Here is a 12,748-nt window from a genome sequence, read left to right on the forward strand (position 1 = left end):
TTAGCCCACCCCGTCATCGGAAGGGTCATCCTGGTCGCTCTGATATTCAGGATGCCACCCGACTGCGTATCGATTCGACAGTATGTGATAGCTGCCGTGGGTCAGGAACCGGTCCCGAACGCTTCTCAATGTAAACTGGGCCTCGTTCTCCACCCATTTGTAAAGCAGCTGCCCGGCGGCGACCTTCTCGGTGGGCGGGCAACCCGGGCCGAGTTCGTCGACCAAGGCGGCGTGGCGCGGCTCCCACGCTTCCACGAGCTGCCGCTCATAGTTCTCGAGTTCGCCACCTACGAGAAGCTCTTCGCGCGCCCAGCGCGATCGCTGCTCGGACGCTCGGTAATAGTCTCGAATCGCGAACTCCACGCGCCGCGGGCCGACCTCGATCCTTCGCAACTGTTTCACGAAAGGACGCTTGTCGAGTTCGGCGACGACCGTCGGTGACGGATAGGTGGACGCATAATCGACCGGCAGGGCGTCTCGCCTGAACTCCTCCCGAAGTTCATCGACCCGCTGGTCAATGGCGAGCACGGGGATGGCCGAAGGGCCTGCTCCGGAGAGGGCCTTGATCACCACGCCGAACCACCATCCTTCAAGGCGCTCTACCAGATGGTCGACCTGATCGCGCGGCGCGGCGTGAACGAGCTCGCGCGCGATCTCATCCCCGACGTCGACGATGTTGGGCGAGCCGTCGAGAACGAGGATCGCCTTCAGCATGCTTTGACGCAAATCTTCCGGCAGCGCCGAGTAGGCTTGATAGGCTGCAGCGTTCTCCTTGTTCTTGGATGAAGCAGCGGTCTTCAGGAGCAGCTGATCAGCGGCCGACTCATCCCGTTCGCGCATGCGCAAGAGCGCCGCCGCTGACCCATCTGGCGCGAACCCTGTCGTCAACAGGACGAACTTGATCCTGAAGGGCGCCTCGACGTCTTCCGTCACGCGCTTGGTCCAGATGAGCAACGTTTTCCACAGATCGACGCTGGCATCCGTCAGGTTGCCCAGCTTGCCCACATGGTGCTTGGTCTGGATAAGCTGTGTCGGCTCACCGTTGACCTCGAACCCCACATCGTCGAACTTCTCGATCGAAATCTCCAGTTGGGGCGACTTGGCGATAGCCTGAAGACCGGCGAGCAAGGCGTAGCGGCATTGAAAAAGGTAGCCAGTCGCCGAAGCGCTGGCTTCGTGCGTGCTGGCTGGCTTCATCCCTGGCTCTGGCCCCTACTCAAATGAAGATTCCTTCGGTTCGGTAATTACAGCGATCACCTTCAATGTAAGTGACCGCTCGTGCAATACAGAATGCCCAGTCCTGTCCCCCATCATTCATCTGGGGGAGTATGTCCGAGTTCCACCGCCTTCCGGCGCTGTCCCGCGCTCAGCGCGCTCCAGAAGCGATGAACCCGGCGTGTCGGCATCTGTCGCAGGTCCTCGATGTGCTGGGCGCGGCGAAGCTCGACCTGAAAGAAGGAGGGGTGGTGGTCGATCCGAAACGTCCGAAGCTTCCAGAACACCACGGCGGCATATTTGGGCGTGAGCTTCTTGTTGCGCCGGTAGTAGTCGAGCGCGCCCGACAGCACCGGGTTGACCTCCTTCGTGGCGAGCTGTTCCAGCGCACGGATGCAGGACTCCAGTTGCATCCGCTGGGTAAGTTTGGCCAGATGGCGCTTTGCCTCCTCGGGCGAAAGGCGCCGGCCATTCTCCATGACGGCGACGTCGAATTGAAGTATGCAATGTGAGCCGACCCAGAGCGCTGCCTCGGTATATGGGTTGGCGATCTCGAAGTGATATCTGAGGTCCTGCTGGCCGCACAGTTCGCATGTCTCGATCGGTGTCTCGTGGTCGACCGTGTTTTCGGTGAAGGACCACTCGGCGAAGGCGGCAGGCAGCGTGTCGGCCACCGAAAGGGGCAGAATGCTGTCGCGCACGCGCTGGCTGTAGCCTCCCACTTCTCATCAGGCCTCGTTATTTAAGCTGACTTACCTTAGCCCATTTCCTATTTAAGCCAAGTGGGCATTGCTTAAATAAGGGTGGGTTGCCATAATCGGCGCACATGGTTGATCCCGAACCCAATCAGCGGCTGGGCCGCTTTGTCGAAACCCCCGTCGCCGGCGAGACGGTGCGTGCCTTCGTGCCGCCGCCGCTCCCCCCGGCGCCGCCGATCGACGTGCTCACGCTGCTGGACCGTTTGAGCCTAGCTGAACGCGCGCTGGGCCGCCTCGACGGCATAACCATGCTTTTGCCGCGCCAGGAGCTCTTCCTCTACATGTATGTGAGGAAGGAGGCCGTCCTCTCGTCCCAGATCGAGGGAACCCAATCCACCCTTACCGACCTCCTGCGCTTCGAGACCGAGGCGCAGGCCGGGCAGCCGATCGACGACATCCGCGAAGTCTCGAACTACGTCGACGCAATGATGTATGGCCTGGAGCGGCTTGAGGACTTGCCGCTGTCGCTCCGCCTGATCCGCGAAATGCACGCACGGCTTCTGCAAAGCGGGCGGGGCGGCACCAAGAGCCCGGGCGAATTCCGGCGCTCGCAGAACTGGATCGGCGGCAGCCGACCAGGCAACGCGCTTTTCGTCCCGCCTCCAACGACGGAGTTGGATGGCTGCCTCGACGCCCTTGAACGCTTCATGCACGAGGACGAGTCTCGACTGCCGGCGCTGATCAAGGCGGGCCTCCTGCACGTCCAGTTCGAGACGATCCATCCCTTCCTGGACGGCAATGGCCGTATCGGGCGTCTGCTGGTGACGCTTTACCTTTGCGTTCACGGCGTGCTGCGAAAGCCGCTGCTCTACCTGAGCCTCTATCTGAAGACCCATCGCGCCGACTATTATAGGCTGCTTCAGGAGGTGCGCGAACACGGGGCTTGGGAGGCTTGGCTGGACTTCTTCCTGACCGGCGTTGCGGATACGGCAAACCAAGCCTTCGACGCCGCGACCCGGATCGTCGAACTGTTCAAGCACGACCGCGAACGCATCACCGGCGAGAGCGAACGCCCTGGCTCCGCGCTGCGCATCCACGATCTCCTTCAGCAGAACCCCTATCTCACCGCAAACCTGCTGGTCGAGCGAACGGGCCTGTCCGCGCCCACCGTCAACGCCGCGCTTGCCGATCTTGAACGCCTCGGCATCGTCGAGGAGGTGACCGGCCGGCGGCGCGGTCGCGTCTTCGGCTATCGCCGCTATCTCGCAATCCTCAGCGAGGGCACCGATCCCCTGCCCGCAGCCTAACCCGAGAGAAAATTGTGCGTCTAGAAAGCGTCACCCTGTCCGGCTTCCGCTGCTTCGGCCCCGACCCGATCACGGTGCCGATTGCCTCGGAGATCACCGCCGTCGTTGGTCCGAACGCGGCCGGCAAGACCGCGCTCCTCCACGCCTTGTCGAAGCTGTTCGGCGTCTCGCGCGCACAACGCACCGTGCAGCGGTCGGATTTTCATGTCGGAGCTGACGAGGACATCGATGACCGTGAGCCGAAGGACCTGTTCATTGACGTGTTGATCGGACTGCCCGAGCTGGCCGACGGCACCGCCACGCCCGAAACCATCGCACCGTCATTTCGGCACATGCAGCTCGAGCGTGCAGACAAAGCACCGGTCTGTCGCTTGCGGCTCGAAGCGCGTTGGGAGGACGACGGAACCGTCGAGGGCGAGGTGTCGCAGGAGCTGTTCTGGGTCGATACGCTCGACGACAATCCCCCGGACGACAAGCGCCACCCCGTCTCTGCGGCCGATCGCGGCCTCATCCAACTCTACTACACCCCGGCCAGTCGCGATGCCGCCGCTCAGATCCGCGCCACGACCGGAGCGCTCGCCGCGCGCCTGCTGCGCGCCATTGAATGGTCATCGGACACCGAGGACGCCGTAAAGGGCGCGAGCGAAGATCTGGCCACCGCGTTTGAGGGCGAGGCAGCAATCGCGGCGATCGCAAAGGCCCTACAGACACGCTGGTCGGACCTCCATGACGATGTCGTCGACACCAAGCCTCGGCTCAGCCTCGTTAGTCGTAGGTTTGAAGAAATCGTCAGCAAAATCGCGGTCATCTTCGACCAAGGCCCCGACGGCCAAGAACGCGGCCTGGACGCGCTGAGCGACGGCCAACAATCGCTCTTCTACTTCGCGCTGGCCGCGGCCGTTTTCGACCTTGAGCGCCAGGTCGTCGCGGGCAAGGTCGAAGGCTTTCTTGACGACCAGCTGCGTATCCCCGCACTCACGCTGTTCGCGCTGGAGGAGCCGGAAAACCACCTGTCGCCGTACTTCCTTGCCCGGATCATTCGTCAGGTCCGGTCGCTCACCGACGGCGGGGGCGCCCAGGCGATCGTCACCAGCCATTCCCCGGCGGTTCTGAGCCGGGTCAACCCGCGCGAGGTTCGCTACTGCCGCAGCGACCCGAAGACGCGCGTCTCGTCCGTCAAGAAGATCAAGATGCCGACGGGCATAGACGAGGCGGCCAAGTTCGTCCGTGGCGCCATGCTCGCCTACCCGGAACTCTACTTCGCACGCTTCGTCCTTCTCGTCGAAGGGGACTCGGAGCGGATCGTCCTCCCGCGTCTCGCCGAAGCGCTCGACCTCCTGATCGATCCTGCCTTCGTCGCGATCGTGCCGCTGGGCGGGCGCCATGTGCAGCATTTCTGGCGGTTGCTGACGCACCTTGGCATTCCACACGCGACTCTGCTCGATCTCGACCTCGGCCGTAGCGGCGGCGGCTTCGGCCGGGTGAAGACCGCGATCGAGAAACTTATCGAATTCGGCGTGCCGAAGGCTAACCTGCTCAAGATCGAAGGCGGCATGTTATCGGACGCCGATTTCGCCAAGATGCACACGTGGCAGGATGCCGATGACCGCAAGCTGCTCAAGGGATGGGTCGACTGCCTGAAGCCTCACGCCGTCTACTTCTCCGCGCCGCTCGACCTCGACCTGGCGATGATCGCGGCTTTTCCCGACGCCTATGAAGCAGTTATACCCAAGGGGGGCGGACCCAAGATGGCCGTCGATAAGGCAGCCGAAGTCGTCCTGGGCACAGCTGGACCAGGGCTCGCCCTCTACACCGGACCTTACAAGGACTACCCGGATCTGCTGCCCGCCTATCGCTACCACTTCATCACGAACAGCAAGCCGGCGACACATCTCGCGGCGCTCACCCACATCAAGACCAAGGCCTTGCGTGAGGACATGCCGCCGTTGCTTTCGGAACTTCTCAACCATATCGCCAAATGCCTGCGGCGAGACTGACCATGGCGGTGCTTGCGCGACGGGTTCGACCCGACGATTGGAAGCCGATCGGTGTCGACGCCCTCGAAGCGAACGCGATCAAGGTGGTCCGCTCCACCGACAACCGCTCGGTCATCGCCGGCCCCGGTGCGGGGAAGACCGAGCTCCTCGCACAGCGCGCCGCCTATCTTCTGCAGACCGGCATCGCGCCGCCGCCGCGGCGCATTCTCGCGATCAGCTTCAAGCGTGACGCCGCGACCAATCTCGCCGCCCGCGTCCGCCAGCGCTGCCATCGCAGCCACGCCGGCCGTCTCGATTCGATGACCTTCGACGCGTTCGCCAAAAGCCTGGTCGACCGGTTCGGCCAAGCGCTGCCCGAGCGATGGCGACCGCGACCCGACTATGAACTCATGTTCCCAAACGATACGGCCTTTCGGGGATTTCTGTTCCAGGATGTCGGTACGCCTCCGAAAGCCATAGGCAGCTACGCTGACCTCCAGGCGATCTCCATCAAGACATTCGAGCGCTCGCTGCTCGTAGGCTCACCGCTTCCCGTTCTGGGCTGGCCTGACCCGACAGTCGGCCAGTGGGCGGCGGATCGATTCTGGCAATCGTCGCTGCACGAGGGAAAGAAGACCTTTCTGTCGTTCCCGATGATCGGACGGCTCGCCGAACTGCTCCTGCGCGTCAATCCGATGGCGCGCGACGCCCTCCGTTTGACCTACTCGCACCTGTTCATGGACGAGTTCCAGGACACCACCCAGATCCAATACGATCTCGTGCGAACGATCTTCCTCGGAACCGATGCAGTGATCACTGCAGTGGGAGACAATAAGCAGCAGATCATGCGTTGGGCGATGGCGATGGACGATCCATTCTCCGCGTTCGACGCCGATTTCGGCGGCAAGCGCACGCCGCTCTACAACAACTATCGGTCGTCGCCCGAGCTCGTGCGCATCCAGCATGTCCTCGCGCAAGCGCTAGACGCTCGTGCGGTAGAGCCCGTTTCGAAGACGGCAACCACGATTGCAGGCGAAAGCTGCGCAATCTGGGACTTCTCGAGTCCCGAGATCGAAGCACAGCGGCTGGCCCGGTTCGTCGCCGGCGAAGTGAAGGCCCATGCGCTCGGCCCTCGCGACTTCGTCCTGCTCGTGCGCCAGAAGGCGGTCGACTATGCGGCCGTACTCGAGCCAGCCTTTCGAGCCGCGGGAATCCCGCTTCGCAACGAGGCCGGAACCGTCGGCGCCGTCATGTTGCAAGAGCTTCTCGCGGAAGAAGCATCAGAGCTGTTGGTCAAGGTTCTACGTCTTGCCATGACGAAACGCGCAGGTCGGCATTGGACCGAATGCCAGGAGGCGCTGGGGGCTTTGCGCGGGATTTCTCCCGAGGACGAAGCCGCCCAGGCAATATTCGCCCGCGAGCTCGACGCCCAAGCGACCCAGCTCAGCGCCGACCATCCCGAACCGCCAGCGTCCAAAGCCGATGCGCGGACCATCGTTGATGACGTCCTTTGCTTCGTCGGCCGTGAACGGCTGATCGCCGTTCATCCCGCCTATGCGCAGGGCGGGTGGTTTGAGAAGGTCGTTGAGGCCACCGCAGTGCATCTGCACGGGTCATCGGCCGACGCCGCAGATTGGACGGAGACCCTCGACACCTACGAAGGCCTGCATGCCATTCCGCTCATGACGATCCACAAGAGCAAGGGGCTCGAATACCATAGCGTCATCTTTGTCGGGCTTGATGACGGCGCCTGGTGGAGTTTTGCTGGCGACCAAATGGAGGCGACCGCCGGCTTCTTCGTCGCGTTCACGCGGGCCAAGCAGAGGGTGGTCTTCACCTACTGCGCCAAACGCGGGGCGCGCACCAAGATCGCCACCCTCTACGGCCTTCTCAGCAAGGCCGGCGTTCAGACCATCCAGATAGCCTGAAATCTCCGTCCAGCCCGAGGCACCGAGATTCAGGTTCAAGAATTGTGAGGCAGCTGCTTTCTGGCTCCAATTGCCCCGCCAAATCTACGCTGGGGCGCGGCGTCGCCGCCGCCGTTACGCTACTGTTCCGCCTTCCAGAGAGTAGGATAATGCCGAATGAAGCCATCCGGCGCGAGTTTGAGGAGGCCTTCGTAGCTGGCGCTCGGTGCCTCGTACCAGAAGGCAGATTCGCCACGTCGCGTGTATCGCTGGTCCAGTTCGGTCAACTCACCTGTCTCGGCATCGAGCCATGCAACAGAGATGTGAGCGGCGCAGCCTTGAGCGATCGGAACGCGACGAAGCTGTTGCAGGTTCGTCGCAGGCGTGAACCCGAGATCGAGATCAACGAGATGATCCAAGCCGTGCACGACCTCCCCGTTCAGCGTCCACTCAGTCCCCTGTCGAACGATGAGGTATTCGATAGGTCGGCGCCCAAGGAAACCCCGAACGTCTCCGCGCACCGTTTTCCAATCGGCGCCACATTCGACGCGATAGGCAATGCACGCCGGGCCTTCCTTACGGCGAAAGACGGCGGTTCCTTCGATACGCCAACCACTACCGCACTGCTCCAAACGGCACGCGTCGTGACCGAGCGTATCCAGCCGTCGCCAAAAGGCAGTTGCCACGATAGTCACGTTCGACCTCCGGATCGGATCATCATTGTGGTAAAGCGTAGATGTAGTGCTCATCTTCGCCAGCCGTGGCCCATCACCTCGACCTGATGCGAGCGGCACGGACAATTTCATGATTGGCGTGTGAATCGGCGTGGAAAATTGCCCCCCATCTCGGGGAGATCGGCGTCGAAAAATGACCCCCTATCCCTGAGGCTTTGATGGCCAGATCGGCGGCTTGTTCAGCTGCGGATCGAGACGGGGATGTTGGTAGTGGAGACGGTTGCGAAGATCCGGCGCGAGCACTTCGGGCGGGGCAAGGGCGTGAAGACGATCGCGCGGGAGCTTGGGCTGTCGCGCAACACGGTCCGGAAGGTGCTGAGATCCGGGGAGACAGCGTTCGAGTATGAGCGTTCCGAACAGCCTCATCCGAAGCTGGGCGCGTTCATCCCGAGGCTGGAGGCGATGCTCGATGCGAACGCGGCGGGCGCCCGCAAGGACCGGCTGACGCTGACGCGGATGGCCGATCTGTTGTCCCGGGAAGGCTATGAGGGTGGCTATGACGCCGTGCGCCGATATGCCGGTCGCTGGGCATCGGCGCGCCGCGGCGTGAGCTCGCCAGTCGAGGCGTTTGTGCCGCTGAGCTTTGCTCCGGGCGACGCCTACCAGTTCGACTGGAGCCACGACCAGGTCGAGATCGGGGGGCGGCCGCTGACGGTGAAGGTGGCGCATCTGCGGCTCTGCCACAGCCGTCGCTTCTACATCCGGGCCTATCCGCGCGAGACCCAGGAGATGGTCTTCGACGCGCACACCCGCGCCTTTGCACTGTTCGGCGGGGTCACGACGCGGGGGATCTACGACAACATGAAGACGGCGGTCGACGCGGTCTTCGCGGGCAAGACTCGGCGCTTCAACCGGCGCTTCGAGCAGATGTGCTCGCACTACCTGATCGAGCCGGTGGCTTGCACGCCGGCCTCGGGCTGGGAGAAGGGCCAGGTCGAGAACCAGGTGGGCTATGCCCGGGACAACATCTTCAAGCCGCGCCTGCGCTTCAAGACCCTGGAGGAGCTCAACGGCTGGCTGGAGGCCGAGTGCGAGCGCCGCGCGCGCAGCGATCGCCATCCGGAACAACGTGACCGGACGGTCTGGGAGGTCTTCGAGGCGGAGAGGCCGTTTCTGGCGCCGTTTGCCGGCCCCTTCGACGGCTTCCACCAGGTCGAGGCGGTGGCCCAGGCGACCTGCCTGATCAACTTCGATCGTAACCGCTACTCCGTGGCGGCCCGGGCCGCGCGCCGGGCGGTTCAGATCCGCGCCTATGCGGACCGGATCGTTGTGCTCTGCGACGGTGAGAAGGTGGCCGATCACCCACGCAGCCTCGGCCGCGACAGGACGGTCTATGACCCCTGGCACTACTTGCCGGTGCTGGCCCGCAAGCCAGGCGCCCTGCGCAACGGCGCGCCCTTCCGGGACTGGTCGCTGCCACCGGCCCTGACCCGATTTAGAAAGAAGCTGGGATCGGGCGACGAGGCCGACCGGCGCTTCGTGCGGGTGTTAGCCGCTGTGCTGGACGACGGGCTGGAGGCCGTCGATGAGGCGGTCCGCGAAGCCCTGGATGCTGGCGTCGCCAGTGACGAGGTGATCCTCAATATCCTGGCCCGACGACGAGAACCCCCAGGCCCCCAAGGGATCACAACATCGGAGGCCCTGAAGCTGCGTGATCCTCCGGTCGCTGACTGCGCCCGTTATGACCTACTGCGAGGCTCCCGTGCAGCGGCATGATATGATCGAGGCCTTGGGGCAGCTCGGCCTGAAGGGCATGGCTGGCGCCTTCGACGACGCGGTGACCACGGGCCTCCAGCGCAACCGGACGGCCATGGAAATCCTCGCCGATCTCCTGGCGGCGGAAACCGCCCACCGTCAGGCCGCTTCCATCCGATACCGTATGACCGCGGCCAAGCTGCCGGTGATGAAGGACCTGTCGGCCTTCCTCTTCGAAGGCTCGCCGATCAATGAGGGCCTCGTCCGATCGCTGCACGACGGCGCCTTCCTGGCCAACCGTCGCAATGTCGTGCTGGTCGGTGGGACCGGCACGGGCAAGACCCATCTGGCCATCGCCATCACCGCCAATGTTGTGCGCGCCGGCGTCCGAGGCCGCTTCTTCAATCTCGTCGACCTCGTGAACCGGCTCGAAGATGAAACCCGGCGCGGCAAGGCCGGGATGCTCGCCGCCCAACTGTCGCGGCTGGATCTCGTCGTCTTGGACGAGCTGGGCTACCTGCCGTTTGCGCAATCCGGCGGCCAGCTGCTCTTCCACCTGATCAGCAAGCTCTACGAACGGACCTCGGTGATCATCACCACCAACCTGTCCTTCGGTGAATGGCCCAGCGTCTTCGGCGACGCCAAGATGACCACGGCGTTGCTCGACCGCCTGACCCACCACTGTGACATCGTCGAAACCGGCAACGACAGCTGGCGGCTGAAGAACCGATCCTAATCCGACCGTGAGGGGTGCGCCCGTCGGCTACGCGCTGCGCTGCGCAAGGGCTCCGCGCTACGCCGCCGGGCGACTGCCAACGCCAGCGCCAGGGGGGTCAATCTTGGACGCCGATCGGGGGTCAATTTTGCAAGCCGTTTGACAATTGGCGCGAGAGCCCGTCGCTACGCGGCTCAGGGGACGGCAGTCTCGAACTGAATGTCACCGCCCAAGCTTGGGCCAAGCGCCGCCTCGGGCACATCGGCGTGGCGATCCTCTTCGGTGTAAAACCGGGAAAAGTGCTTGCCCAGGATTTCGCCCGGCGAATAGCCCTTGATCCGCTCCGCGCCTGGATTCCAGCTCGACACGCGGCCCTCGCGGTCGAGCAAGTAAATCGCGTAGTCCACAACGCTTTGGACGAGCACCTCGTAAGCAATTTTTGGGGCCGAACTTGCTTTTCATCGCACTGAAAGCTTATCGCCCAGGGAGGGCAACCCGCAACGTTCGGACCAAAAGCAGACCGACCTTCTTCCTACGCCGATACCACTGCAGCCGCGACCCTGAAACCGCCCCGCGTCCCCCACCCGCTGGTCGTCCCAGAACCTCGCATTCGCGCGCGAGGTGCTTCAATTTCCCGGACCGGGCGCTCCTCCTCCCTCGCGAAATATTCTCGCGCGCGACCGCCAGGGGAGACGCACCCGTCAATCGCACCGCCGTACCGCAGAGTCAGTTCAACAACCATGTTCAGAGATATGGCGTTCCAGCGCGAGCCGGGCGCCCTCCGATTCAACCCGCGCCTCGTCGACACGCCGTTGCAGTCGGTCGTATTCCTCCTTTGCAGACGTCGCCAACTTGCCTTGAAAAACCGTCACAGCGCGTGAAAAACTGGCCGTTTTTGCTTCGTAATCAATGACCAGGCGCGCCTTTTCTTTGCAGTCCATCGTTTGCTCTTCGCGCTCTTCGCCGACCTCAGATGTCAGACTCCGGCTTTCCGTTTCGCGCTCTCGCCGCCACTTCGCTTTTGATGCGATTGAGCAGAAGCGAGTGATCGTAGGGCTTCGACAACAGCGGGCCGTCCTCGCAGAGGTCCTGCGCCTTGGCGGCCGCCTTCTGGACGGTGCCGGCGAGAATGATCTTTGCGTCGATACCGTTCGACCGCATCCAACGCGCAAGACCGAAGCCATCGATCTTGCCGGGGCTGCTCACGTCGGCCAGCACGATGCCGATGGCAGCGCTGCCCGTGGTCAGCACCTCAACCGCTTCATCGGTATTCAGGGCTTCAACCACCTTATAGCCGCAGTCGCGCAAATATTCAGCGAGCGGCTTCCGCACGAGCACGTCGTTCTCCACCAACAGGATATGGGGACTAGTCATACCGCTTCACTGTTCGACGTGAAACCGCCCCCCGCGTCGTCCAGAATGGCACGGATTTTCTGAGCCACGTCGCCAAGTACATAGGGCTTCGTCATCAGCGGCGTTCCGTCGATCTCGCCCGGCAGCAGATGCCCAGACGTCAGGATCACCGGGATATGCGGGTAGAGAAGCCGCACCTGCTGGGAAAGGCCTATGCCATCCAGCGACCCTGGCATGCGCACATCCGAGAAGACCAGCCCTACATCGTTATGTGACCGCAGGTATTCCAGAGCTTCGTCGGCTGTACCAGCCTCGATGACATGGAAGCCACAGTCTCTCAGGTAGTCGCATATGACATACCTTACCAAAATCTCGTCTTCAACGACGAGTATCGACGTGCGTTCTTCTTCCGAGTCGGATGCAGGCTCGATCATCTCACCCCCTTTCCGACACAATGCCCAAGCTGGTCCCAGGTTCCTGGAGCGGCACGAGCCGGGCGCCGTAGCGCGCCTCGGCGCACAAAAAGGACGGACTGGCCGACGGAGCGCGTGACCGGTAGGAGTGATCAGGGTGGGGCAGGCAGATGCAGGAAACTCTCGTGCAACACCTCCGCAGCATGGGCGGAAATTTCTGCGCATCGGCAGAACGATTCGACGGGACTGACGGGGGCCGCACCGACGAGCATGTGTTCCAAAATCTCCATTGGGGATTGGAACTGTTGCTGAAGGCCTACCTTCACCATCGCGGGTGGACGGATGCGCGCTGCATCGCAGATGTCCGACACGATCTCGGCAAGGCGCTCGCCGCGTGCGAGCGGGAGGGGCTCGAGGGTATCGACCCCGAGATTCGCGCCTTCCTGCAAGCCCTCAGCCCTTTTTCGCGTGTCCATCGTGTGGCCGAGTTCGTGGAGGCGGGCGCCGCCGGCTGGACTGCGGCGGACGCGATCACGGTGAGCACCCGCCTTCGGAAAGCACTCGCCAGCGGCTTTTGGGTGGAGGGCGGCGAGGGATGAAGCCTTTCCCCGGGCCAGCCCGTGCTCTCACCGAACCCCATCTGCGGGCGGCACCCCGGAGGCCGTGCTGAAACTCCGCGTCGGAGCGAGGCACGGCGACGCGCCCTGCAAGACACGACTTTGGCGCTGTCCAACC

12 protein-coding genes and 1 pseudogene are annotated in these 12,748 nt (G+C 63.2%); 6 read left to right on the top strand and 7 right to left on the bottom strand.

Annotated features, from left to right (window positions below):
* Nucleotides 1–1,197 carry an ABC-three component system protein gene (locus tag JQ639_RS18405; RefSeq protein WP_137901410.1) on the bottom strand — a complete coding sequence of 399 codons (1,197 nt, stop codon included), beginning with the start codon at nucleotides 1,195–1,197 and terminating at the stop codon, nucleotides 1–3.
* A gap of 113 nt (nucleotides 1,198–1,310) precedes the next feature.
* Nucleotides 1,311–1,916, bottom strand: coding sequence for a hypothetical protein (locus JQ639_RS18410; protein WP_198669277.1), 606 nt, complete (start codon nucleotides 1,914–1,916; stop codon nucleotides 1,311–1,313).
* Between the two features lie 125 nt (nucleotides 1,917–2,041).
* Between JQ639_RS18410 and JQ639_RS18415 the strand changes: the two genes are divergently transcribed.
* From JQ639_RS18415 to JQ639_RS18425, 3 genes are read left to right on the top strand one after another with little or no spacing between them, the layout of a single operon-like run.
* A complete protein-coding gene (locus JQ639_RS18415; RefSeq protein ID WP_116968897.1) occupies nucleotides 2,042–3,220 on the top strand; it encodes a Fic family protein in 1,179 nt (392 codons plus the stop codon).
* A 14-nt stretch (nucleotides 3,221–3,234) separates the two neighbouring features.
* On the top strand, nucleotides 3,235–5,217 hold the full coding sequence (locus JQ639_RS18420; RefSeq protein WP_116968898.1) for an ATP-dependent nuclease: 1,983 nt from the start codon (nucleotides 3,235–3,237) through the stop codon (nucleotides 5,215–5,217).
* A gap of 2 nt (nucleotides 5,218–5,219) precedes the next feature.
* The gene (locus JQ639_RS18425) at nucleotides 5,220–7,124 is read left to right on the top strand and encodes a UvrD-helicase domain-containing protein (protein WP_116968899.1); all 1,905 of its coding nucleotides are present in this window, start codon (nucleotides 5,220–5,222) and stop codon (nucleotides 7,122–7,124) included.
* Between the two features lie 119 nt (nucleotides 7,125–7,243).
* On the opposite strand, the gene JQ639_RS18430 is transcribed toward JQ639_RS18425, so the two are convergent.
* Nucleotides 7,244–7,798, bottom strand: coding sequence for a putative glycolipid-binding domain-containing protein (locus JQ639_RS18430; RefSeq protein ID WP_198669278.1), 555 nt, complete (start codon nucleotides 7,796–7,798; stop codon nucleotides 7,244–7,246).
* A 240-nt stretch (nucleotides 7,799–8,038) separates the two neighbouring features.
* Here JQ639_RS18430 and istA point away from each other — a divergent pair, with 240 nt between their 5' ends.
* Nucleotides 8,039–9,553 carry an IS21 family transposase gene (gene istA / locus JQ639_RS18435; protein ID WP_151646750.1) on the top strand — a complete coding sequence of 505 codons (1,515 nt, stop codon included), beginning with the start codon at nucleotides 8,039–8,041 and terminating at the stop codon, nucleotides 9,551–9,553.
* Nucleotides 9,540–10,268, top strand: coding sequence for an IS21-like element helper ATPase IstB (gene istB, locus JQ639_RS18440; RefSeq protein ID WP_151650599.1), 729 nt, complete (start codon nucleotides 9,540–9,542; stop codon nucleotides 10,266–10,268). The genes istA and istB overlap by 14 nt, the downstream gene beginning before the upstream one ends.
* A gap of 218 nt (nucleotides 10,269–10,486) precedes the next feature.
* Here the strand turns inward: istB and JQ639_RS18445 are convergent.
* The 4 genes and pseudogenes from JQ639_RS18445 to JQ639_RS18460 form a co-directional block, all read right to left on the bottom strand.
* Nucleotides 10,487–10,684 (bottom strand): annotated as a pseudogene (locus tag JQ639_RS18445) (PAS domain S-box protein); the annotation flags it as partial.
* A gap of 294 nt (nucleotides 10,685–10,978) precedes the next feature.
* Nucleotides 10,979–11,188 (bottom strand): hypothetical protein, encoded by a 210-nt coding sequence (locus tag JQ639_RS18450; RefSeq protein WP_058771712.1) that lies wholly within the window; start codon nucleotides 11,186–11,188, stop codon nucleotides 10,979–10,981.
* A gap of 28 nt (nucleotides 11,189–11,216) precedes the next feature.
* Nucleotides 11,217–11,585 (bottom strand): response regulator, encoded by a 369-nt coding sequence (locus JQ639_RS18455; RefSeq protein WP_244625931.1) that lies wholly within the window; start codon nucleotides 11,583–11,585, stop codon nucleotides 11,217–11,219.
* A gap of 32 nt (nucleotides 11,586–11,617) precedes the next feature.
* Nucleotides 11,618–12,034 (bottom strand): response regulator, encoded by a 417-nt coding sequence (locus tag JQ639_RS18460; RefSeq protein ID WP_058639974.1) that lies wholly within the window; start codon nucleotides 12,032–12,034, stop codon nucleotides 11,618–11,620.
* Nucleotides 12,035–12,183: 149 nt separating this feature from the next.
* On the opposite strand from JQ639_RS18460, the gene JQ639_RS18465 reads away from it, so the two are divergent.
* Nucleotides 12,184–12,612 (top strand): hypothetical protein, encoded by a 429-nt coding sequence (locus JQ639_RS18465; protein WP_137901411.1) that lies wholly within the window; start codon nucleotides 12,184–12,186, stop codon nucleotides 12,610–12,612.
* The last annotated feature ends 136 nt before the right edge of the window (nucleotides 12,613–12,748 follow it).

Source organism: Bradyrhizobium sp. U87765 SZCCT0048 (assembly GCF_018131225.1).
In the GTDB taxonomy this organism is placed as follows: Bacteria; Pseudomonadota; Alphaproteobacteria; order Rhizobiales; family Xanthobacteraceae; genus Bradyrhizobium_A.